Genomic DNA, 21,141 nt, shown 5'->3' on the forward strand with positions numbered 1-21,141 from the left:
CCCATGACTGATCAAGTAAGCACCCTCTATGCCAAATTGCTCGGCGAGACCGCCGTCATCGAGTGGAAAGCCCTGGAGCGTTTCTGGGCCAAGGGTGACCTGATTTGGGTCGACCCCAGCCTCGACCTGATCACCGTTGCCGAGGCGATGGCCGAGAATCGCAGCGAGATCTTCGCCAAGTGGCGTAATGATGGCACTGTCGGAGCGGTCTCTGCTGAGCAGGCGCTCGACCTGCAAACCCGCGATCCAGAGATCTGGGCGGTGGTGGTTTCGCCGTTCATCGTGATCCAGGCGAAGAAAGCGGAATAAGCAAGCGCTTTTTTAGTGCGCAAAAACGCGCATACGCCTCGTGATGGTGCGCGTTGACGCTCACGTAAGGTGGAAGTTGGTAACAGTGGCGGGGTGATTTGGCGGGGCGGTAACAGTTTACGGCATGCGTAATACGCCGCCGAAATGATTGCGGGGCAAGCCCGCTCCCACGAAGCCTCCTCGTGGGAGCGGGCTTGCCCCGCGATGGTTTTCAGTAGTCCACGCGCCCGGTATGGCTGTTCAGCGAAATCACCCGGGTCTTGCCGATGCGATGGCGGAAGATCTCGCGCAGGTACTTCACTGCCTTCTTCACGCACTCGCGCGACAGGCGGATATCGTTGATCGAGACGAAGCGGCTCTTGTCGTTGATCAGCTCGCGGTATTTCTTCTCGTACATCGGCTTGATCGCGTACCAGTTGGTGTCGAGGATCTTCGCCGGGTTCTCGAACTCGTTGAGCAGGTCGTCGATGCTGTCTTCATCGAAGTGCTCGCTGGTGATGAACTCCAGGATCGCGTTGTCCATGGTGTCGTCGAAGCGGTACGGGTTGCGCGCGAAGCAGCGCTTGATGAACGCCACGATCAGGGTCAGGAAGTCGTCCGACAGGCAAGGGCTCTTGGCGATCAGGGTGGTCAGTGACAGGTTGGCCGAGGCGCCGATCACCAACGCGTAGCGCTTGAGCGTGGTGTTGGGGAACAGGCTGTTGAGGTGGGTCTTGAGCCGGTTCAGGTCCATGTACGACAGCTTGTAGTCCTTGGGCAGGGAGACGATCGACACCACCGACGAGCAGTTCTTGAAGAAGTGCAGGTCGTGCAGGGCCGCGGCGTCGTAGCCCGAGGCCTGGTACTGCTCCAGCGCGGCGCGGTAGCGGCGCGACTCGATCGGCAGCAGGCTGATGCCCTCGATGGCCTGAGTCTGCTTGTTGAAGTGCGGCAGGTCGATGGAGCGGAAGAACAGGTCGTCGATATCCAGGCGCGGCTGCTCGCGCTCGAACACCTTGAACTTGTCCGACCCAGCAGGTGGCACTTCCGGCACCACCGATTCGGCGTAGGCGATGGCCACGGGGCCGGCCAGGCTCATGAACAGGTCGTTGGCGTCCAGGCGAATGGTCTCGCCGATGTCGATGCCGGCGCGACGGAAGTAGTTCTGGTCGTAGTCGGTGGTCACCGCCTGGGCGGTGAGGATGTTGAAAATCTGCTGGGAGATGTACTGGTTGGCGTGCTTCTCCATGGCGTTGACGTCGATGTTCTGGATCGTGCCGTCATCGCTCTCCTCGGCGTAGCGCATGATGTCGTTGGAGATCAGCATCATCGCGTTCCATGGGCGGATACGGCCCATGACGCTGGCTTCGCTGCTGTCTTCATTGTCGAAGTTGTACGAGAAGTCCCATTCCTCCGACAGGTATTTGCATAGCAGGCGTCCGGCGTTGATGTGCAGCGCCTCGGACATTTCGCTGCGGTGGTCGGAGGCGTTGGGCAGCACGCAGATGCCGCTGGTGAAGATCGGCTCGAAGACGAACGAGTGCCCGCTCTTGCCGTCGTTCTCGTCGGCCGGCTTGGTGTCGAAGGTCTTGTTCATGTACGAGTACTGCTGGGCCAGGCCGAATTCCGAGGCCATCCCTGAACCTGTGCCGCCGCCGGCGCTGAAGATGTAGAAGTACAGGCGCGACTGGTTGGCCTTGATGCCGCAGGAGTCGATCAGGTACGAGTGGATCAGTTTCCAGTCGGCACTGGAGAAGCGCTGGGTGTCCTTGTTGAGGATGATCTTGGCCAGGTACTGGCCAAGGATCGGCGCGTTACCGGCACCCCCGGCATGCACCTCGGACAGGTCCATGATCTTCATCTTGCTGTAGTCACGCAGGAAGCCGCCACGCTCGCCCTTGCGCGAGAAGCGGATGCGCCCGGCGATGTCCTTGTCCAGGTCGCCCAGCATCACCAGCGGCTCGACCAGGAACACCGGCTTGGCGGCCTTGTTCTGCACCAGGCGCAGGTTCTGGCGGATCCAGCGCGCCGGGCTGTAGCCTGCTTCACCCTTGAAGCGGTCCTCGTTGTTGTACTCATTGAGGAAGAAGGTGCGGGCGTTGTATACCAGTTCCGCCACGTCCAGGGCGATGTTCGAGCCGCAGCGGCCCAGGCCAATCAGGCACACCGACGGGAACTGCTGCTCCAGGCGCAACTGGTCCTCGTCCTCCACGTGCAGGTTCGGCGGAAACACCAGGTCGCGCAGGCCGTCGAGGTTGTCGAGGATGCGCTGGATGTCCTGCTCGGTGAAGTACAGGTACTGCTGCGCCGGCATGCTGCGGGCGGCGGGAAGGTCTCGAGCACTGCCGGCAGTCAGCGAAGTGGGGCTGAGGGTCGGCTCGGGGACCGCATTGGCAGAAGTGTTCGTAGAGGTCATAGTGCGCCATTTGCCTGGAGTGGTTGGCTTCCCGGTGATGCATGTCATCTAGCCATCACGGAGAAATTTCGCGACTTTATCAGTGCGTCTTTTTCTTATGCGATAGGGGGTTTCCTTAGTCGGACTAAGGTTTTTCCGTTCGCACCCGCATTGCATCGTCCGTTTGTCACGCTTCTTTAATCTGGAGTCGCTCATGAGTATTGCATTGCCTTCGTTGGGTTTTGCCGGGATTGGCCTGATGGGCCTGCCGATGTGCCGTCGGTTGCTGGCCGCCGGGTACCCGTTGACCGTGTGGAACCGCAGTCCGGGCAAGTGCGCCGAGCTGGTCGCCGCCGGTGCGCAACTGGCCGCCAGCCCCGCCGAGCTGTGCCAGGCGACGGACATGGTGCTGCTGTGCCTGGCCGACACGGCGGTGGTGCGCGAGGTGGTGTTCGGCGAGCAGGGCATCGTCCATGGCGGGCGCAGTGGTCAGCTGCTGGTGGACTTCTCCAGCCTGGAGCCAACCGCCACCCGTGAAATGGCCGCCGAGCTGGCCGCCCTGTGCGGCATGGCCTGGCTCGATGCACCGGTGTCCGGCGGCACGCCGGGGGCCGAGGCGGGTACCCTGGCGATCATGGTCGGCGGCGAGGCCGATGATCTCGAGCGGGCGCGGCCGGTGCTGCTGACCCTGGGCCAGCGGGTCACGCACATGGGCGCGGTGGGCGCCGGCCAGGTGACCAAGGCGTGCAACCAGATGATCGTGGCCTGCAATGCGCTGGTGATCGCCGAGGTGGTGGCCCTGGCTGAGCAGTCAGGGGTCGATGCGCGGCTGATCGCCGAGGCGCTGGCCGGCGGATTCGCCGACTCCAGGCCGCTGCAGATCCTTGCCCCGCAAATGGCCGAGAGCCGCTTCGAGCCGGTCAAGTGGCACGTGCGCACCTTGCTCAAGGACCTCGATACCGCGGTGAAGTTTTCCCGCGAGCAGGGCTCGGCGACGCCGCTCAGTGGCCTCGCCGCGCAGCTGATGCGCCTGCACGGTAGCCAGGGTTATCTGCAAAAAGATCCGGCGACTCTGGTAACGCTGTATCGCAACAAGGACTGAGCTCGCCCGATTGGCGGTCGAGGCGTTCGAGGATCGGCCGTAGCTCGGCCAGCGGCACCGGCCGGCTGAGCAGGTAGCCCTGCAGGTAGTCGCAGCCATGGCTGGCGAGGAACTCATGCTGCTCGACGGTCTCGACGCCTTCGGTGACCACCTTCAGGTGCAGGGTGTGGGCCATGATGATGATTGCCTGGACGATTTCCCGGTCCTTCTGGCTGCCCGGCACGTCCTGGATGAACGAGCGGTCGATCTTCAGCACGTCCAGCGGCAGCCGTTTTAGGTAGGCCAATGACGAATAGCCGGTGCCGAAGTCGTCGATCGACAGCGCCACGCCCTGGGCGCGGATGCGCTTGAGCAGGCTGATGGTGTGATGAATGTCGCCCATCAGCGCGTTTTCGGTGACCTCCAGTTCCAGCTGGCGCGGCGCCAGGCCGGCCTGGAACAGCGCCATCTCCACCTCGGTGGCCAGCTCCTCGCGGCCGAGGGTGAGCGCCGAGCAGTTCACCGTGACCTTCAGTTCGCCATAGCCGTGGCGATTGAGCTGGGCCAGGTCCTCGCAGGCCCGGCGCAGCACCCACAGGTCCAGTTCGGCGATCAGGCCGTTGGCCTCGGCGATGCAGATGAAACGCTCGGGGCTGAGCAGGCCGTGCTGCGGGTGCTGCCAGCGTACCAGGGCCTCGAGCTTGGCCACCTGGCCGCTGCGCAGGTCGTAGATCGGCTGGTAGTGCACGCATAGGCCGCGCTCCTCGAACAGCGCCACGCGCAGTTCCTCCTCCAGTTGCAGCTCCAAGGTGGCACGGGTCTTCAGGCCGTTGTTGAAGAAGTTCAGGCTGTTGCGCCCGCAGCCTTTGGACTGGTACAGCGCCAGGTCGGCGTTCTTCAGCAGTTCCTCGGTGCTCTGGCCGTCATCGGGGAAGATGCTGATGCCGATGCTGGTGGTCATGACCATGCGCCGGCCCGCCAGGTCGATCGGCTCCTTCATCCGCTGCATGATGCGCTGGGCCAGGTGGCGGGCCTCGTCGCGGCTGTTGAGGCTGGTGACGATGCAGAACTCATCGCCACCGAAGCGCGCCACCAGGTCCTGACCGCGTGTGGCGGCCTTGATATGGCCGGCGATCACCTTGAGCAGTTCGTCGCCGGCGGCATGCCCGAGGCTGTCGTTGATGCGCTTGAAATGGTCGATGTCGAGGAACATCACCGCCAGCATGCCCTCATGGGCGGCCTGTTCGGCCAGGCGCTCGGCGAACACCTGGTTGAAGCCGCGGCGGTTGACCAGGTTGGTCAGGGCATCGTAGTGGGCTGCCTGCTGCAGCGAAGCCCGGGCCTGGTCGAGCTGGCTGAGCAACACATTGACCCGGCGCAGGTCGTGCTCCTTGCTCTGCAGCTTCTTGTCGGCCAGCGCCGCGCTGATGCTGCCAGCGCTGATCAGCAGGGTGATGACAGCGATGGTCAGTGCCAACTGCAGACTGTTGTCGGCCGAGGGCAGGCGCAGGGCGGTTTCGCCGGGAATCACCAGGGTCATGGCCGCCATGCCGGTGAAATGAGTCAGCACGATGCCGCCGGCCATCAGCAGGCTGGCGCCGTACTTGAGCAACAGGTGCAAGGTGCCGCTGCCCTTGCGGAAGTAGCGGGCCATCAGCAGCGCCACCAGGCTGACGAGCACGGCGATGCCGATGGAGGCGAGCAGCAGGCCGGTCTGGTAGTACTGCTGGGCGCTGGTCTGCAGGGCGGCCATGCCGGTGTAGTGCATGATGCTGATGCCCAGGCCGATGAACAGCGCGGTCTGCAGATAGTGGCGCAGGCGCATTTCGCTGCGATTGAGGCTGTTCATCGCCAGCCAGGCGGCGAGCAGGGCCACCAGCAGCGACAAGCCTGTCAGCGGTGCGTCGAAGTGGATCTCCAGTGGTGCCTGGAACGCCAGCATGCTGATGAAGTGCATGGCCCAGATCCCGCCGGCCAGGCAGCAGGCGCCAAGCACTCGCCATTGCCGACGGGCGAAGCGGTCCTCGCATTGGCTCTGGCGTTCGCTCATGTCCAGGGTGGCGAAACAGGCGGCGCTGGCCACGACGAAGGCGAGCAGCACCAGGAAGGGGTTGTGTCGGCAGTCGAGGATGATCTGTCCGGTCGCCGGCAGCTCGGCGAACAATTGCAGTCCCAGCCACTCCATTGCAGGCCTCTTCGTCGAGTCTTCACTCGTCCCCAAATAGCACGGATGGAGACTGTTCCTGCAGGAGTATAGAAACGGGTGCTTAAGCCTTCCTGATTAATGGCACTTTGATTTCTACCATTTGGATATGAAGGCAATAGCTGGATGGTCTAAATGAATATCGACTGGCCGAATCGATCGCGGGGCAAGCCCGCTCCCTCGAATCCCTGACGGGCTCGGGGGAGCGGGCTTGCCCCGCGATGACCTCTATTGAGATCAACCGGCGACAAGCACCCGGATCGCCTCAAGGCGCAGCGCCGCTTTGTCCAGCGCCGCCAGCCCTTCTTCACGCTGCTTGCGCAGGGCATCGATCTCGCTGTCACGCACGCTCGGATTCACGGCCTTCAGCGCGGTCAGGCGCGCCAGTTCCTCGTCGGCCTCGGCGGTGAGCCGCTGCCGGGCCTGGGCCACGCGTTCGTTGTGGGTCGGCAGGACCTTGGCCTCGCCGGCGGCGATGCGCTTGGCCAGCACGTCGCGCTGGGCCTGGACGAACTTGTTGGCGCTGGCCTTGGGCACGCTTTCGAGCTGGTCGTTGAGGGTTTCGAACGCCACCCGCGGGCCCAGGTCGTTGCCGTTGGTATCCAGCAGGCAGCGCAGCGCCGCCGGCGGCAGGTAACGGCCCAGCTGCAGGCTGCGGGGGGCGACCACTTCACTGACGTAGAGCAGTTCGAGCAGCACGGTGCCGGGCTTGAGCGCCTTGTTCTTGATCAGCGCAACCGCGGTGTTGCCCATCGAACCGGACAGCACCAGGTCCATGCCACCTTGGACCATCGGGTGTTCCCAGGTGAGGAACTGCATGTCCTCGCGCGACAGCGCCTGGCCACGGTCGTAGGTGATGGTCACGCCTTCGTCGTCGCCCAGCGGGAAGCTGGCATCGAGCATCTTCTCGCTCGGCTTGAGGATCAGGGCGTTTTCCGAATGGTCCTCGCTGTCGATGCCGAAGGCGTCGAACAGGGTTTCCATGTAGATCGGCAGGGCGAACTGGTCGTCCTGTTCGAGAATGGCCTCGACCAGCGCCTGGCCTTCGCCGGCACCGCCGGAGTTGAGCTCCAGCAGGCGGTCGCGGCCGGTATGCAGCTCGGCTTCCAGGCGCTCGCGCTCGGCGCGGGCCTCGGCCACCAGCTTGCTCCAGCTCTTCTCGTCACTGTCGGCCAGCAGTGGCAGCAGGCGCGGGCCGAACTGATGCTGCAGGGCGTTGCCGGTCGGGCAGGTGTTGAGAAAGGCGTTGAGGCCTTCGTGGTACCACTGGAACAGGCGCTCCTGCGGGCTGTCCTGCAGGTACGGGATGTGCAGCTGGATCGTGTGTTTCTGGCCGATCCGGTCGAGACGGCCGATGCGCTGCTCGAGCAGGTCGGGGTGCGCCGGCAGGTCGAACATCACCAGGTGGTGGGCGAACTGGAAGTTGCGGCCCTCACTGCCGATCTCGGAGCAGATCAGCACCTGGGCGCCGAATTCCTCATCGGCGAAATAGGCGGCGGCACGGTCGCGCTCGAGGATGCTCATGCCTTCATGGAACACCGTGGCCGGGATGCCGGAACGCACGCGCAGGGCGTCTTCCAGGTCCATGGCGGTCTCGGCGTGGGCGCAGATCACCAGGACCTTGGTGCGCTTGAGCATCTTCAGGGTGTCGATCAGCCAGTCGACCCGTGGATCGAAACGCCACCAGCGCTCGTCGTCGCCGGTCTCGCCCTGGGCCTGGAAGGCCACTTCCGGGTACAACTCGGCGCGCTCGCCCGAGGGCAGCTCGGCATAGGCGTCGGGGTTGGCCAGCGGGTAGGGGTGCAGCTGGCGCTCGGGGAAGCCCTGGATTGCCGCGCGGGTGTTGCGAAACAGCACGCGGCCGGTACCGTGGCGGTCGAGCAGCTCGCGGATCAGACGGGCGCTGGCCTGGCTGTCGCCATCGCTGACCGCGGCCAGCAGGGCTTCGCCTTCGGCACCGAGGAAGCCTTGGATAGTAGCGTGGGCCTTGGCCGACAGACGGCCTTCGTCGAGCAGTTCCTGCACCGCTTCAGCGACCGGGCGATAGTTTTCGCTCTCGGCACGGAAGGCGGCAAGGTCGTGGAAACGGTTGGGGTCGAGCAGGCGCAGGCGGGCGAAGTGGCTGTCCTGGCCGAGCTGTTCCGGGGTGGCGGTGAGCAGCAGCACGCCCGGGATGACCTGGGCCAGTTGCTCGACCAGCGCATACTCGGCGCTGGCCTGTTCCTCGTGCCAGACCAGGTGGTGTGCTTCGTCGACCACCATCAGGTCCCAGCCGGCGGCAAACAGCGCGTCCTGGGCCTTCTCGTCCTCGACCAGCCATTCCAGGGCGACCAGCGCCAGCTGGGCATCCTCGAACGGGTTGCTGGCGTCGCTTTCGATGAAGCGCTCGGCGTCGAACAGTGCCACTTGCAGGTTGAAGCGTCGGCGCATTTCCACCAGCCACTGGTGCTGGAGGTTCTCGGGTACCAGGATCAGCACGCGATTGGCCCGCCCGGACAGCAGCTGGCGGTGGATTACCAGGCCAGCCTCGATGGTCTTGCCCAGGCCCACTTCGTCGGCCAGCAATACCCGGGGAGCGATGCGGTCGGCCACTTCACGGGCGATGTGCAACTGGTGGGCGATGGGTTGGGCGCGCGCACCGCCCAGGCCCCACAAGGAGGAGAGCATCTGCTTGCTGGTGTGCTGCAGGGTGTTGTAGCGCAGCGAGAACCACGACAGCGGGTCGATCTGCCCGGCGAACAGGCGGTCGCTGGCAAGGCGGAACTGGATGAAGTTTGACAGCTGCGTCTCGGGCAGGGTGCGCGGCTGGTTCTGGCCATCGATGCCGTGGTAGACCATCAGGCCGTCGATGTCCTCGACTTCCTGCACGGTCAGCTTCCAGCCTTCGAAGTGGGTGATCAGGTCGCCGGGCGAGAAGCGCACGCGGGTCAGCGGCGCATTGCGTAGCGAGTACTGGCGGGTGTCGCCCGTGGCCGGGTAGAGCACGGTCAACAGACGGCCATCCTGCGCCAGGATGGTCCCAAGACCGAGCTCGGCTTCGCTGTCGCTGATCCAGCGTTGCCCCGGTTGATACTGCTGCGCCATACTGCCAAAACTCCCGCGATGAAAAAGCCGGCTATGTTAACGGATCGGCTTCGCCAGACCAATGAATGTGAAGAGTCTAGCGCTTTCATCGACGAATACCGTCCTGTCACGAGGGCCACGCGCCAACATGGTTGCCAAGCACCGCTGGTTGAACGTCACTCTGGGCCTGGGCAGCCTCGCGCTGCTGGCCGCCTGCGAACAGAAGAGCTTCGAAGTCCTGCCGCCGATTCCGGTCGAGCAACTCGAGGTGCTCGGTGTGCAGACACCGATCAAGAGTGTGCACTTCCACGACCGCGAGGGTGAAGGCCTGCTGGTGCTGAGCCGTGTCGATGGCCAGGCCACCGACCCCGACACCGAGGAAGAAGTCGACAAGGTGGTGCTCAAGGCCACCTTGTATGGCCGCGCCGCCGGCGGTGATGCTTTCAAGGCGCGCTGGCAGATCGAGCAGGAGACCACCTGCGCCGGACTGGACCTGGACGTCGACTTTTATACCGACGTCAGCGATGTCGGTGACCTGAACAAGGACGGCGTCGCCGAAGTCACCGTGGCCAGCCACGCCTTCTGCGGCGGCGGCATCGACCCCCACGACATCGCCATCGAGATGCGTGAGGGCCAAGCGATCTACACAATCACCGGCCAGTCGCTGATCAGCCCGCCCGGTGAAGACGCGTTCGGCGGCGAGCGCGAGGATAGCGCCTCGCTCAAGAGCGCCCCGCAGGTCGTGCGCGAGCACATGGACGCGGTCTGGCAGCAGGTCTACAAGCGGCCTTGGAGCGAGTCGAGCGCCGCGCCAGACGATGACCCGGACGACGAGGCTGAGTAATCCCGCGCTATAATCCAGCGCAGTGCGGCGCTGTGACACGCCGCACACCTTTGACCGCAGGCATTCAAGGCGGCGCACCACCAGCCGACAACCAGGCTACAGGAGACCCACCATGCTGCCGCCGATCATCCCGCTCAGTGCCGCCCCCGTGACCTCGCAACACGACCCGGTCAAGCCACCGCCGACCATTGCGCCGGTGGTACCCACGCAGCCGACCTCCAGCGATGGCACCATTGACCTGAAGAATCATCGTGATCCCCAAGAGCAGGCCCTGCTGCTGCGCGACGAGCAACGCCGTCAGCAAAAAAGGCGCAAGCAGGCTGAAGGCGATCGGTACGAGGCCGTGCCGGGCGAAGAGCTCAACGCCGACAACACCGTGCCGGTGGCGCCGATGGGCGAGCGCACGCGCCAGGGGTTGCTGGTGGATATCGAAGTCTGACTAGTCAGCACTGCCGCTTGCCTTCATCATAAAGGCCTCTGCTGTCCGTCGAGCCCGCCATGAGCCAAGACAACCTGATCGATTTCGGCGCCGAACGCGCCAAACGCATCCACGACCTCAACGACAAGCGCCTGAACGACATGCGCCAGGCCTTCGAACAGGCCATGCCGCTGGCCCAGGCCAAGAAGAAAAAGCCCAAGGGCAAACCCAAGAAGCGCTGAAACTTGATGCAGGTCAACCCTGCACCCGCCTCGCGCGCCCGGCTCCGGGCGCCATTGACTCCGGTCAATTTTCCCCCTCCCGGCATTGGTTACCTTGCACCCATCGGATGACGGCACATCAAGGGAGGGGCCGACATGTTCTTCGACAACGTGGTTATCGCCGGTGTGGTAACGGTCGGGTTGATGTTGGCGTTCTTCGCCGGTCTGGGCATTTTCATCTGGAAGGACTCGAAAAAGCGTAATCAGCGCTGATCCTTCCCGATCCATGAGCACGCAAGGCATTTAGGGCGACTTCGGTCGCCCATTTTTTTGCCTGGATTTTCATCGCGGGACGGGGCTTGCCGACGTACGGGGCGCATTCATCTCAGGGTTGTTGAGCGGTCGCCGCCAGCACGATCTCGCGAATGCAAACCTGCTGCGGCTGCTGGTAGGCCCAGACGATCGCCCCGGCGACATCCTCGGCGCTCAGTACCACGCCGCCCATATCATTGGCCTTCCACGCTTCGTAGTCGCGCTTGATACCCTCGTCGGTGGTGTGCCCGAGCAGCTCGGTCTCCACCGCGCCCGGGGCGATGGTCACCACCCGCACATTATGCGGCGCCAACTCTTCGCGCAGGTTCTCCGACAGCCCGTGCACGGCGAACTTGCTGCCCACATAGGCCACATGGTTGGGGAAGGTCTTGCGCCCGGCCACGGAACTGACGTTGATCAGCGTGCCGTGGCGCCGCTCGATCATCCCGCCGACCAGCGCCTGCACGCCGTTGAGCAATCCCTTGACGTTGATGTCGAACATGCGCTCCCACTGCTCCGGATCCTGCTCGTGCACCTGCCCCAGCAGCATCACCCCGGCGTTGTTCACCAGGGCATCGGCCGGGCCGTACAGCGCTTCGGCCTCGGCCACGGCAGCCACCAGCGCCGCCCGGTCGCGGATATCCACGGCGCGGCACAGGCAATCGGGAAGCGCCAGCGCCTCGAGGCGTTCCAGGCGTCGGGCGATCAGCAGCAGTGGATGACCCGCAGCGGAGAATCGCTGGGCGGTGGCGGCGCCGATACCGGAGCTGGCGCCAGTGACAATGATCAAGGGTTTGTTCATGGTTGCCTCCCAGGCATAATCGCTTTCGATGGCCAGGATTCTAGATTGCGTCTGCGGCCATGAAAAACGGCTTATTTCTCTGGCTGGCATCGGTTCTATCTATGGATATTCGTCACCTCAAGGCATTTATCGCCGTCTTCGAAGCGCGCAACATCACGGTAGCCGCCCAGCGTTTGTGCGTGGCCCAGCCGACTTTGTCGGTGACCATTCGCCAGCTGGAAGAGGAGCTGGGCGCCGAATTGTTCCTGCGCCAAGCCCGTGGGGTCGAAGTCAGCGAGCAGGCCCGCGAGCTCTATCCCCAGGCCTGCCGCATGGTGGCCGAGGCCGAGGCCCTGCGCCTGCGGTTTCGTCAGGGGCAGGAGCGGGTGCCGTTGGCGCTGGGCATCGAGGCCGACATCGCACCGGCCCAGGTCGAGGCCTGCGTGCGTCTGGCCAGCCAGGCGGTGGCGGGCTTGCAGTTGACCCTGCTGGAGGGCTGCGACGGTGATGCACGCCTGGCGGACGAGTCTCAGCGCTGTGAGGACGAACTGTTCCTGCCGCTGTGGGAGGAAGCGTTCGTGCGGGTGATGGCCACCGGCAGCCAGCCGGACGGACGCTGGATCACCTGCCCGCAGCACCCGTCGCACCAACGCTTGATGGGCTTGTATGACGGGGGGGAGCAGGTCGGCCAGGCCGGTTCGTTGCAACGGGTCCTGGCCATGGTCGCCGCCGGGCAGGGCGCGGCCTGGTTGCCGCAGTCGCTGGTCGAGCGTTGCCCGGGCGTCTACTGGCAGCCGGGCAGCGGCCTGACGCTGCGCCGTCGGGTCGGATTGTGCATGTCCCATGAGGCCTTGGCACTACCCGCCGTGGCAGCGCTGCATCAGGCCCTGAGCCGCGCTTGAACGACCAGGATTGTGGGAGCAACTGTCTTGCTCAATTTTTAGAATCTGGCGCGATCCCTGTGGGAGCGGCCTTGTGTCGCGAAAGGGCTGCGAAGCAGCCCCGACAATCTTGAAACATACCCAAGATCCTGGGGCCGCTTCGCGACACAAGGCCTACAGGGAACCGCGTAACAAGCCAGTCAATCTGCCACATGCCTAGAGAAACATCCCCCCTGACACCTCCAGCCGCTGCCCCGTGATCCAGCCATTGCCGTCCTCCAGCAACAGGGCGATGGCCGCACCGATATCGTCGGGTAGGCCGACGCGTCCCAGTGCCGTGTTGCTGGCGATGTAGTCGTTAACCTGCTGGTTGTCGCGCACCACGCCACCGCCGAAGTCGGTCTCGATGGCGCCCGGCGCGAGAATGTTCACGCGAATACCGCGCGCCCCCAGCTCCTTGGCCTGGTAGCGGGTCAGCACTTCCATGGCGCCCTTCATGGCCGCATAGGCGGCGTAGCCGGGCAGGGCGAAGCGGGTCAGGCCGGTGGAGATGTTGACGATGCGCCCGCCGTCGGCCAGCAGCGGCAGCAGGCGCTGGGAGAGGAAGAACGGCCCCTTGAGCTGGATGTTCAGCAACTGGTCGAATTGCACTTCGCTGGTCTCGCTGAACGGCACGTTCAGGCCGATGCCGGCGTTGTTCACCAGGAAGTCCAGCTGGCGGCGGCCAAACTGCTGTTCGAGGGTGTCGCCCAGGCGCTCGGCGAAGGCGGCAAAGCTGGCGCTGTCGCTGACATCCAGTTGCAGCATGGCGGCGCGCACGCCGGCCTGTTCGAGCGAGGCGGCCACGGCGTGGGCCTCGTCGGCCTTGCTGTGGTAGGTGCCGATGATGTCGATTCCGCGAGCGGCCAGGTGTTCGGCGGTGTTCTTGCCCAGGCCGCGGCTGGCGCCGGTGATCAGTGCGATCTTGCGAGTCATGTCGGTTACCTCGTTGGGGGGGGTGAATGACAGGTTATTGATCGGTTGATGGCTGTTAAATCCACGGATTCCGGAAATACTGTTCGTATTGAATGGACAATCGGAGCCCGTCATGAACAAGCTGGAGCTGTTGCGCACTTTTGTCAGGGTCAGCGAACTGAGCAGTTTCACCCTGGCCGGCGAAAGCCTGGGCCTGCCGCGTTCGACCGTCTCCGAGCAGGTGCGGGCGCTGGAACGGTTGCTCGGCACGCGCCTGTTCAACCGCACCACGCGGCGGGTGCAGACCACCCAGGACGGCGCCTTGCTCTACGAGCGCAGCAAGGACCTGCTGTCGGGCATGGACGAGATCGAAAGCCTGTTCAGCGCCGACGATGCCGAGCTGACCGGGCGCCTGCGCATCGACCTGCCGACCATGATGGCGCGGCGGCTGATTGTGCCGGCGCTGCCAGGGTTTCTCGAGCGTTTCCCGCGCCTGGAAGTGGAGCTTAGTTGCACCGACCGCCAGGTCGACCTGCTGCGCGAAGGCTTCGACTGCGTGATGCGCATCGGCGCGCTCAGCGAACTGGACGTGGTTGCCCGCCCGGTGGGGCGACTGAGCATGCGCAACTGTGCCAGCCCCGCCTACCTCGAGCGTCACGGCGTGCCACGGAACCTGCAGGATCTGGCCGGCCATCGGTTGGTCCACTACGTGCGCAACCTCGGTGCCCGCAGCGCCGGGTTCGAATACGTGCAGGAGGGCGAGCTGCGCTTTCAGGCCATGGCCGGCGTGGTCACGGTGAACAATGCCGAAGCCTATTCCGCCGCCTGCCTGGCAGGGCTCGGGCTGATCCAGGTACCGGCGGTGGGCGTCGATGAACACCTGCGCAATGGAGAGCTGATATCGCTGCTCGAGCCCTGGCAGGCGCGGGCCATGCCGGTGTCGCTGCTGTATGCCCGGCAGCGCCATGTGCCGCGCCGAGTCCAGGCGTTCATGAACTGGCTGGCGGCGCTGCTGGCGTCGCAGGTCGACCCGGTGGCGGCGCCAACCGGCTGAAACGGGAAGGGTGAGAATGCGTGGCGAAGGTTCCCGCAGTTGCGTTAGGCTGGTACCTGCGCGTCGCCCGCCAGAGGTGACCGTTCCCTGCGTGCGTCACTTCCGAATTTTGCGAGGTTACGCCATGGCCATCACTTCCCAGGACATCTGCGACGCCGCCGACCAGCTCAAGGGCTTTGTCGGTTTCCACGGCAAGCGCGGCATTCATATCGTGCGGTTTTCCGAAGATTCGTTCGGCATGGACGTCGCCGACGACAGCATCACCCCCTGCAACGAGTTCGTCTGGCGCCCCGAGGCCGACACGCGCATGGCATTGTGCCGGGAGCGCCTGGCCTTGCTGCTGGAGCAGCATGTGGACGATCGGCTGAACATCGGCGAGTCGCTGCGCATCTACCTCAAGCGCACCGACCTGCCGGAGATCGTGGCTGAACGCAGCCTGCGCTGAAGGCATGCATCAAGAGGGAGTCAGGACACATCCTGCTGGCGCACCTCGCGGCCCGCCAGCAGCGCCTCGAAACCCGCCCGGTCCACCGGCTTGCTCAGGTAGTAGCCCTGGACCTCATGGCACTGCTCCCTGTCCAGCGCCTGCAACTGCTGCTCGGTCTCCACCCCCTCGGCGGTGACCGTCAGCCCCATGGCCTTGCCCAGGTTGATGATGGCCTGCACCACTGCCCGGTCGTTGCCGCTCTGGCTGCTGAGCCCGGCGATGAAGCGCTTGTCGATCTTGATGCTGTCGAAGGGGTAGGTGCGCAGGTAACCCAGCGACGAGTAACCGGTGCCGAAGTCGTCCATGTTCAGGCGCACGCCCAGCTCCTTGAGCGCGAGCATGGTGCCCAGGGCGCCCTCGATGTCGTTGAGCATCACGTTCTCGGTGATCTCCAGTTCCAGGCGCTGGGCCGGGAAGCCGGTGTCCAGCAGTACCTGGCGCACATCGGCGACCACATCGCTGCGGGAGAACTGCGCCGGCGACAGGTTGACCGAGACCAGCAGTTCGTCGGGCCAGTCGCGGGCATTGCGGCAGGCCTCGGCCAGCACCCAGCGACCAAGGGGCACGATCAGGTCGCTCTGCTCGGCCAGGGGAATGAAGGTGTCCGGCCCGAGCAGGCCCTCCTCGGGGTGCTGCCAGCGCAGCAGGGCCTCCACCGAGACGATGCGCAGGTCGTACAGGCGATAGCGTGGCTGATAGTGCAGGACGAACTCGTGCTGCTTGATCGCCCGGCGCAGGTCGTTTTCCAGTTGTCGGCGGTACTGGATCTGCTGGTTCATCTCTGGCGAGAAGTAACGCCAGGTATTCTTGCCGTCGGCTTTGGCCTGGTACAGCGCAATGTCGGCGTAGCGGATCAACTCACCGGCATCGTAGCCCTGGATTCGGGTCTGGGCGATGCCAATGCTGGCGCCGATATGCAACTGTTGTCCCTCGTAGATTATAGGTTGCTGCAGCAACTCGAGCAGGCGGGCGCAGAAACGATCGATCTCGCTGCGATTGTCCAGGCCATGCAGCACCAGGACGAACTCGTCGCCGCCCAGGCGAGCCACCAGGTCATTTTCGCGGGTGGTGTCGCGCAGGCGACCGGCCACCTCCTGCAACACCGCGTCGCCGGCCGGGTGGCCAAGGGAATCGTTGATCGGCTTGAAACTGTCCAGGTCGAGCAGCAGCAAGGTCAGCGGCGGTGAATCGCTGCCGCGCAACAGCGCATGCTCAAGGTGGCGTGACAGCTTGTTGCGGTTGGCAAGGCCAGTCAGGGCATCGTGCATCGACAGGTGCTGGATGCGGGCATGGGCGGCGACTTCGTCAGTGATATCGCTGGCGGTGCCGCGAAAGCCGGCGAGCTTGCCCTCGTAGACGATCGAGCGCGCCGAAACGCGGCAGTAGCGGTTCTGCCCGCTGGCGTCATCGTAGTTGCAGCGCAGGTTGGCCAGTTGCTGCGGGTTGTCGTCGGCCTGGCTGTCGAGCCACGGCAGCAGGGGCGTGGTGTCGCAGGCCAGCAGCTGGTTTAGCGGCTGGCCTATCCAGTCCTCGAGCCGGTAGCCGGTAACGCTGACGAAGCGCTGCGACAGGTAGGTCAGGCGGTGCTGGCGGTCGGTTTCCCAGATCCAGTCCGACGCGGCCTCGGCCACTGCGCGAAAGCGCTGCTCGCTGGCCTCCAGGGCGCGGTTGCTTTGCTGCAGGCGCAGCAGGCTGTCGTCGATGGCGCGGGAGCTGCGCAGGGCATGGCGGAACAGGTACAGGAGCACCAGGCCGAGCACCAGCAGCACCGCCAGCAGCGGCGGCAGGAAAGCGTGGAGCAACTGGCGACCCGGTAGCGGCGTGTTCCAGGCCAGGTAATAGCCGGTTTCCTCCAGGGCGATGTGCGGTTGTCCGGTCTGGGCGGCGCCATTTTTCTCCAGGCGCATGCCGGTCAGGCCCGCACCCTTGCCCAGCACGGCGAGCTTGGCCTCGGTCAGTTGGTCGATAAACACCATCACCGGCGCCTGGCGCACATCCGCCTCGGTCACCTCTTTGTCCGGGCGCACCGCCGCCGCGCTGAGCACCGCGGGCCAGCCGTTGAAGCGCACGAAGTGGGCCACCTGCTCGCGGGCCGGGGCCGCCTTGCGCGCCGCGTCGGTGATCGGCGCCAGGGGACTGTCGATATGGGCGCTGGCCGGTGAGTCGGTGGGCTTGCCCTTGAACAGGGCATAGGTGGTGCGGTCATCCTCGATCACGAACACGCCTTCGTAGCCGCTGGCGCTGTACAGCGACTCACCGACGTTCTTCTCGTCATACGCCCACTGCCAGTCGACCTTGCCTACCAGATGTTCGTAGGCAGCGTCCCAGACGGCGTAGCTGGAGAGGAACTGGCGCGACGCCACCAGCCGCTGCTCCAGTGCCTGGGTAGCCTGGAAGGTGCTCTGCTCAAGCGCCTGGCGGTCCAGCGTGGCGGCGATGTTGAACAGCGCCACCAGGGTGAACACGCAGGCGAGGCCGAACAGAGCGCAGAACGCGCCTACCAGCCTGCGCACCTGCAGGCGCGAAGTGGGGCTGGAGGATGAAAGGTCGACGTTCCTGTCCATGTACGGGCGACTCCTTCAACTGCTGTCTGCGCCCGGGGCCTGGGCGAAGGTTCAGTCAGGATAGGCCAGCTTGAGCAGGGCGGCCTCGCCGCGGGCGAAATTGACCTGGTCGCGCCCCTGGTGCTTGGCGGCGTACAGGGCCTTGTCGGCCTGTTCCAGCCAATGTTCGGGCGAGGCGAGGGTGGTGCGAAAGTCCGCCAGGCCGATGCTCAGGCTGATGCGCAGGCCCGGCAGTTGCGGGTTGCGGTAGGCGCCGACGCGCTCGCGCAGGCGCTCCATGGCCTGGCACGCCTGGGCTTCGTGGGCGCCGGGGAGGATCACGCAGAACTCGTCACCGCCGTAGCGCCCGGCCAGGTCGTCCTCGCGCAGGTTGCGCCGCAGTTCCTGGCTGAGCTGGCGCAGCACGCAGTCGCCGACCACATGGCCGTAGGTGTCGTTGATGGTCTTGAAGTGGTCGATGTCGATCAGGGCGACTACCGCCGGCAGCTGCTGTTGCTGGCAGATCTGGAACTTGAGCAGCAGCAGGTCCTTCCACGAGCCATGGTTGAGCAGGCCGGTAAGGCTGTCGGTGCGGCTCAGGGCGCTTAGGCGGCGCTTGTGCTCGGCCAGCTTGATCGCCAACTGGTAGCACACCCAACCCAGGGCCAAGGGGTAGAGGGTGAGCATCGGCAGGCAGGCAAGCACCTGCAGTTGCGTGGCCTGGGGCTGCAGGCCGGTACCGAGCAGGGCGCTGGCCAGCAGCATGCCGCCCAGTTGAGCCAGCAGACCGCGCAGCAGCACCCGTTTGCCGCCGGCGGCGACGTTGTTCATGGTCATCATCGACAGGATGGTCACCGTGGGCAGCGGGTTGAAATGCATCGCCGCGGTCCAGAACCCGCCCATAAAGGAGTCCAGCAGGATGTTGCGCTGTTCGGCCTGGTAAGGCGTGGCCGAGCGCAGGGCCCATTGGTAGGCCACATGAGGCCAGAGCAGGCCATTGAACAGCAGCAGGGCCCAGGCCCACTGCGGCGGGTTCAGCGGGGCGATGGCGGCCATTACGCTGAACAGGCCGATCCCCAGGCCGATGATGCGCGGCAGGTAGATGCGCCTGACGAAAGAGAGCCCCTTGCCGCTGCGGTTATCGATCATGGTTGTCGTTCTTCTGTGGGGCGCCGTTTATCGCATAAGTCGTGTGAATATTGTTGAACAATCGTTCATCGGCGAAAAATGACCTTACAAGCCATTTCACGGTTGATCCGACCCTGTGGAGTACTATGAAGGCCTTCTTCTTTTGTGGAGTGCTGCTGCTCATGGTCCCCATGGCTACCCCCGCCGGCGAGCCGGCACCGCACCGGGACGGACGCTTTCACAACCAGGTCGAGCTGCCCAGGGATGGCGTGCTCAAGAAGCTGCGCATCGGCGTCAAGTACCTGCTGCTGCGCAAGCCGCCGCAAACCCGGCCAGATGCTGCGCTGAGCCTGCAGACGATGACCCGCCAGCAGGTGGCCGACGCGCCGGACCATAGCTTGTGGCGTCTTGGCCACTCCACGGTACTGCTCAAGCTGCGCGGGCGCTTCTTCATTACCGACCCGGTGTTCGCCGAGCGCGCCTCACCGGTGCAGTGGGCCGGGCCGCTGCGCTTCCATGCGCCGCCGTTGGCGCTCGACGATCTGCCGCCGCTGACTGCGGTGATCCTGTCCCATGATCATTTCGACCACCTCGACGAGCAGGCCATCCGCCGGTTGGCGCCGCGCACCGAGCACTTTCTCGCACCGCTGGGAGTAGGCGACCTGCTCATCGAGTGGGGCGTGCCGCCGGCCAAGGTGCGGCAACTGGACTGGTGGCAGGAAACCGAAGTCGAAGGCGTGCGCTTCGCCGCCACGCCGGCGCAGCACTTTTCCGGACGTGGGTTGTTCGACAGCAACCACAGACTGTGGGCGTCCTGGGTGATGATCGACGAAGGGCTGCGGCTGTTCTTCAGCGGTGATACTGGTTACTTCGCCGGCTTTCGCGAGATCGGCGAGCGCTACGGGCCCTTCGACGTGACCTTGATGGAGACCGGCGCCTACAACGTCGCCTGGCCCAGTGTGCATATGCAGCCGGAGCAGACCCTGCAGGCGCACCTGGACCTGAAGGGCCGTTGGCTGCTGCCTATTCACAACGGCACCTTCGACCTGTCGATCCACAGCTGGCAGGAGCCCTTCGAGCGTATCCTGACACTGGCCAATGCCGCCCAGGTAGAGCTGAGCACGCCACAGATGGGCGAACGGGTCAGCCTCGACTCGCCGCATCCGGGGCAGAACTGGTGGCGGCCGCGGCCATTGCCGCAGCGGGGCAGGGCGTCCGAGCGGGCGGTTGCCGCGCGCTAGTTCCTGGCCTGTTTGTCGTGCTTCAACAGTTTCGAGGGCGGCTTGCCGCTGTCGCTGCGCACTTGGGCATGGCTGATCAAGGCGAAGATGAAACTGCCGCCAATGATGTTGCCGGCCAGGGTGGGCAGGGCGAAGTCGAGCCAGAAGGCGCTCCAGCTCTGCTCGCCGGCCCAGACCAGGTAAGAGACCTCGACCGAGCCCACTACTATATGCGTGAAGTCGCCCAGGGCCATCAGGTAGGTGATCATCAGGATGATCCAGATCTTGGCGTGCTCCATGGACGGGATCATCCAGACCATGGTGGCGATCATCCAGCCTGAGACGATGCCCTTGGCGAACATCTGGCCGATGCCGTTCTCCATCACCTTGCGGCCCACATCCAGGAAGGCGACATCGGTCTTGCTGTCGAATATCGGCAGTTCGAGCATCACCCAGGCTACCAGCAGCGTGCCGGCCAGGTTGCCGAGCAGGACGACGGTCCACAGGCGCAGCAGGCGGCCCAGGTTGGTGAGGGTGGGGGTGGTCATCAGTGGCAGCACGGCGGTCAGGGTGTTTTCGGTGAACAGTTGCTGGCGGGCGAGGATCACCGCCAGGAAGCCTGCGCTGTAGCCCAGGCTGGCGATTACCTGGGCGCTGTCGCCTTCGGGCAGGCGGGCGTAGAACAGTCCCATGGCCATCAACGACAGGCCCATGGTCAGGCCAGCCGCCAGCGCTGACCACCACAAGGCGGCGAGCGTGCGTTCCAGTTCGTGGTCACCCTGGGCGCGGATGATCTCGTGCAGCACCGCCGCCCGGGGCGGTTGGTTGTGGCTGACTTCCTGCTCTTCGTCCGGCGACAGCCCCGGGGTCTTCTCGTTCTGTGCATCGCTCATGGCAGCCGCTCCGCTTGCGTGTTTCTCTACAGAGCGGCAACCGCATCGAATAGTTGCCGAGCGGCCGCCGGATGGCGATCGAAAGTTTTTTCAGATCAAGGTGTTGACTCTGAAATCAAACCGCGTATTATTCGCCTCCTCGCAGCGTTGAACGCTACGAGGCAAGCGGTAAGTTGTTGAGGTTGAAGGTGTTTTGCAAAAAGCAGCTTCGAAAAAACTTCAAAACAACGCTTGACAGTAAATGAGGAAAGCGTAGAATGCGCGCCTCGGTTGAGGCGAAACGCTCTCAGCCAAACGCTCTTTAACAAATTGAATCAAGCAATTCGTGTGGGTGCTTGTGAGTACGGACTGATAGTCGCCAAGATTATCAGCATC

The 21,141-nt window shown here is 64.5% G+C and carries 18 protein-coding genes; 10 read left to right on the forward strand and 8 right to left on the reverse strand.

The window, feature by feature from the left end; translation table 11 throughout:
- Nucleotides 1-3 precede the first annotated feature (3 nt).
- Complete coding sequence (locus AC25MA_RS24785) at nt 4-309, forward strand: DUF2288 domain-containing protein (RefSeq protein WP_062363838.1); 306 nt, start codon at nt 4-6, stop codon at nt 307-309.
- A 211-nt stretch (nt 310-520) separates the two neighbouring features.
- Here AC25MA_RS24785 and AC25MA_RS24790 read toward each other — a convergent pair whose 3' ends face one another.
- Entirely contained in the window at nt 521-2,704 is a 2,184-nt protein-coding gene (locus tag AC25MA_RS24790; RefSeq protein ID WP_028692116.1) for a hypothetical protein, read from the reverse strand.
- A 193-nt stretch (nt 2,705-2,897) separates the two neighbouring features.
- Between AC25MA_RS24790 and AC25MA_RS24795 the strand changes: the two genes are divergently transcribed.
- Nucleotides 2,898-3,785, forward strand: coding sequence for an NAD(P)-dependent oxidoreductase (locus AC25MA_RS24795; protein ID WP_486972487.1), 888 nt, complete (start codon nt 2,898-2,900; stop codon nt 3,783-3,785).
- On the opposite strand, the gene AC25MA_RS24800 is transcribed toward AC25MA_RS24795, so the two are convergent.
- On the reverse strand, nt 3,685-5,949 hold the full coding sequence (locus tag AC25MA_RS24800; protein ID WP_028692114.1) for a putative bifunctional diguanylate cyclase/phosphodiesterase: 2,265 nt from the start codon (nt 5,947-5,949) through the stop codon (nt 3,685-3,687). The genes AC25MA_RS24795 and AC25MA_RS24800 overlap by 101 nt on opposite strands.
- A gap of 255 nt (nt 5,950-6,204) precedes the next feature.
- The gene (gene rapA, locus AC25MA_RS24805) at nt 6,205-9,051 is read right to left on the reverse strand and encodes an RNA polymerase-associated protein RapA (RefSeq protein ID WP_279153496.1); all 2,847 of its coding nucleotides are present in this window, start codon (nt 9,049-9,051) and stop codon (nt 6,205-6,207) included.
- 127 nt (nt 9,052-9,178) lie between these two features.
- Here rapA and AC25MA_RS24810 point away from each other — a divergent pair, with 127 nt between their 5' ends.
- The 4 genes from AC25MA_RS24810 (at nt 9,179) to ccoM (ending at nt 10,786) form a co-directional block, all read left to right on the forward strand.
- On the forward strand, nt 9,179-9,874 hold the full coding sequence (locus AC25MA_RS24810; protein ID WP_028692112.1) for a M949_RS01915 family surface polysaccharide biosynthesis protein: 696 nt from the start codon (nt 9,179-9,181) through the stop codon (nt 9,872-9,874).
- Nucleotides 9,875-9,986: 112 nt separating this feature from the next.
- A complete protein-coding gene (locus AC25MA_RS24815; protein WP_028692111.1) occupies nt 9,987-10,313 on the forward strand; it encodes a hypothetical protein in 327 nt (108 codons plus the stop codon).
- A 59-nt stretch (nt 10,314-10,372) separates the two neighbouring features.
- A complete protein-coding gene (locus tag AC25MA_RS24820; RefSeq protein WP_096048546.1) occupies nt 10,373-10,534 on the forward strand; it encodes a hypothetical protein in 162 nt (53 codons plus the stop codon).
- A 135-nt stretch (nt 10,535-10,669) separates the two neighbouring features.
- Entirely contained in the window at nt 10,670-10,786 is a 117-nt protein-coding gene (gene ccoM, locus AC25MA_RS24825) for a cytochrome c oxidase subunit CcoM (protein WP_023629476.1), read from the forward strand.
- A gap of 112 nt (nt 10,787-10,898) precedes the next feature.
- Here ccoM and AC25MA_RS24830 read toward each other — a convergent pair whose 3' ends face one another.
- Nucleotides 10,899-11,627 carry an SDR family oxidoreductase gene (locus tag AC25MA_RS24830; RefSeq protein ID WP_028692110.1) on the reverse strand — a complete coding sequence of 243 codons (729 nt, stop codon included), beginning with the start codon at nt 11,625-11,627 and terminating at the stop codon, nt 10,899-10,901.
- Between the two features lie 101 nt (nt 11,628-11,728).
- Here AC25MA_RS24830 and AC25MA_RS24835 point away from each other — a divergent pair, with 101 nt between their 5' ends.
- Nucleotides 11,729-12,508: a LysR family transcriptional regulator gene (locus tag AC25MA_RS24835; RefSeq protein WP_028692109.1), complete on the forward strand. Its 780-nt coding sequence runs from the start codon at nt 11,729-11,731 to the stop codon at nt 12,506-12,508.
- A gap of 195 nt (nt 12,509-12,703) precedes the next feature.
- On the opposite strand, the gene AC25MA_RS24840 is transcribed toward AC25MA_RS24835, so the two are convergent.
- The gene (locus AC25MA_RS24840) at nt 12,704-13,462 is read right to left on the reverse strand and encodes an SDR family NAD(P)-dependent oxidoreductase (protein ID WP_486972488.1); all 759 of its coding nucleotides are present in this window, start codon (nt 13,460-13,462) and stop codon (nt 12,704-12,706) included.
- A gap of 112 nt (nt 13,463-13,574) precedes the next feature.
- On the opposite strand from AC25MA_RS24840, the gene AC25MA_RS24845 reads away from it, so the two are divergent.
- A complete protein-coding gene (locus tag AC25MA_RS24845) occupies nt 13,575-14,495 on the forward strand; it encodes a LysR family transcriptional regulator (protein WP_028692107.1) in 921 nt (306 codons plus the stop codon).
- Nucleotides 14,496-14,619: 124 nt separating this feature from the next.
- Complete coding sequence (locus tag AC25MA_RS24850; RefSeq protein ID WP_486972489.1) at nt 14,620-14,940, forward strand: DUF2025 family protein; 321 nt, start codon at nt 14,620-14,622, stop codon at nt 14,938-14,940.
- Between the two features lie 20 nt (nt 14,941-14,960).
- Here the strand turns inward: AC25MA_RS24850 and AC25MA_RS24855 are convergent, their stop codons facing one another.
- Nucleotides 14,961-17,546: a bifunctional diguanylate cyclase/phosphodiesterase gene (locus AC25MA_RS24855; protein WP_028692105.1), complete on the reverse strand. Its 2,586-nt coding sequence runs from the start codon at nt 17,544-17,546 to the stop codon at nt 14,961-14,963.
- A 51-nt stretch (nt 17,547-17,597) separates the two neighbouring features.
- Nucleotides 17,598-18,674: a diguanylate cyclase gene (locus AC25MA_RS24860; protein WP_036986507.1), complete on the reverse strand. Its 1,077-nt coding sequence runs from the start codon at nt 18,672-18,674 to the stop codon at nt 17,598-17,600.
- Nucleotides 18,675-18,799: 125 nt separating this feature from the next.
- On the opposite strand from AC25MA_RS24860, the gene AC25MA_RS24865 reads away from it, so the two are divergent.
- On the forward strand, nt 18,800-19,894 hold the full coding sequence (locus AC25MA_RS24865; protein WP_088851658.1) for an MBL fold metallo-hydrolase: 1,095 nt from the start codon (nt 18,800-18,802) through the stop codon (nt 19,892-19,894).
- Here AC25MA_RS24865 and AC25MA_RS24870 read toward each other — a convergent pair.
- A complete protein-coding gene (locus AC25MA_RS24870; protein WP_062363818.1) occupies nt 19,891-20,766 on the reverse strand; it encodes a formate/nitrite transporter family protein in 876 nt (291 codons plus the stop codon). The two genes, AC25MA_RS24865 and AC25MA_RS24870, sit on opposite strands and share 4 nt — an antisense overlap.
- Nucleotides 20,767-21,141 lie beyond the last annotated feature (375 nt).

This window comes from Pseudomonas sp. P65(2024) (assembly GCF_057480955.1).

Bases quoted from the DNA above. Each gene is read 5' to 3' on its own strand.
- AC25MA_RS24785 (WP_062363838.1), top strand. From the start codon at position 4: ATGACTGATCAAGTAAGCACCCTCTATGCCAAATTGCTCGGCGAGACC.
- AC25MA_RS24790 (WP_028692116.1), bottom strand. From the start codon at position 2,704: ATGACCTCTACGAACACTTCTGCCAATGCGGTCCCCGAGCCGACCCTC.
- AC25MA_RS24795 (WP_486972487.1), top strand. From the start codon at position 2,898: ATGAGTATTGCATTGCCTTCGTTGGGTTTTGCCGGGATTGGCCTGATG.
- AC25MA_RS24800 (WP_028692114.1), bottom strand. From the start codon at position 5,949: ATGGAGTGGCTGGGACTGCAATTGTTCGCCGAGCTGCCGGCGACCGGA.
- rapA (WP_279153496.1), bottom strand. From the start codon at position 9,051: ATGGCGCAGCAGTATCAACCGGGGCAACGCTGGATCAGCGACAGCGAA.
- AC25MA_RS24810 (WP_028692112.1), top strand. From the start codon at position 9,179: ATGGTTGCCAAGCACCGCTGGTTGAACGTCACTCTGGGCCTGGGCAGC.
- AC25MA_RS24815 (WP_028692111.1), top strand. From the start codon at position 9,987: ATGCTGCCGCCGATCATCCCGCTCAGTGCCGCCCCCGTGACCTCGCAA.
- AC25MA_RS24820 (WP_096048546.1), top strand. From the start codon at position 10,373: ATGAGCCAAGACAACCTGATCGATTTCGGCGCCGAACGCGCCAAACGC.
- ccoM (WP_023629476.1), top strand. From the start codon at position 10,670: ATGTTCTTCGACAACGTGGTTATCGCCGGTGTGGTAACGGTCGGGTTG.
- AC25MA_RS24830 (WP_028692110.1), bottom strand. From the start codon at position 11,627: ATGAACAAACCCTTGATCATTGTCACTGGCGCCAGCTCCGGTATCGGC.
- AC25MA_RS24835 (WP_028692109.1), top strand. From the start codon at position 11,729: ATGGATATTCGTCACCTCAAGGCATTTATCGCCGTCTTCGAAGCGCGC.
- AC25MA_RS24840 (WP_486972488.1), bottom strand. From the start codon at position 13,462: ATGACTCGCAAGATCGCACTGATCACCGGCGCCAGCCGCGGCCTGGGC.
- AC25MA_RS24845 (WP_028692107.1), top strand. From the start codon at position 13,575: ATGAACAAGCTGGAGCTGTTGCGCACTTTTGTCAGGGTCAGCGAACTG.
- AC25MA_RS24850 (WP_486972489.1), top strand. From the start codon at position 14,620: ATGGCCATCACTTCCCAGGACATCTGCGACGCCGCCGACCAGCTCAAG.
- AC25MA_RS24855 (WP_028692105.1), bottom strand. From the start codon at position 17,546: ATGGACAGGAACGTCGACCTTTCATCCTCCAGCCCCACTTCGCGCCTG.
- AC25MA_RS24860 (WP_036986507.1), bottom strand. From the start codon at position 18,674: ATGATCGATAACCGCAGCGGCAAGGGGCTCTCTTTCGTCAGGCGCATC.
- AC25MA_RS24865 (WP_088851658.1), top strand. From the start codon at position 18,800: ATGAAGGCCTTCTTCTTTTGTGGAGTGCTGCTGCTCATGGTCCCCATG.
- AC25MA_RS24870 (WP_062363818.1), bottom strand. From the start codon at position 20,766: ATGAGCGATGCACAGAACGAGAAGACCCCGGGGCTGTCGCCGGACGAA.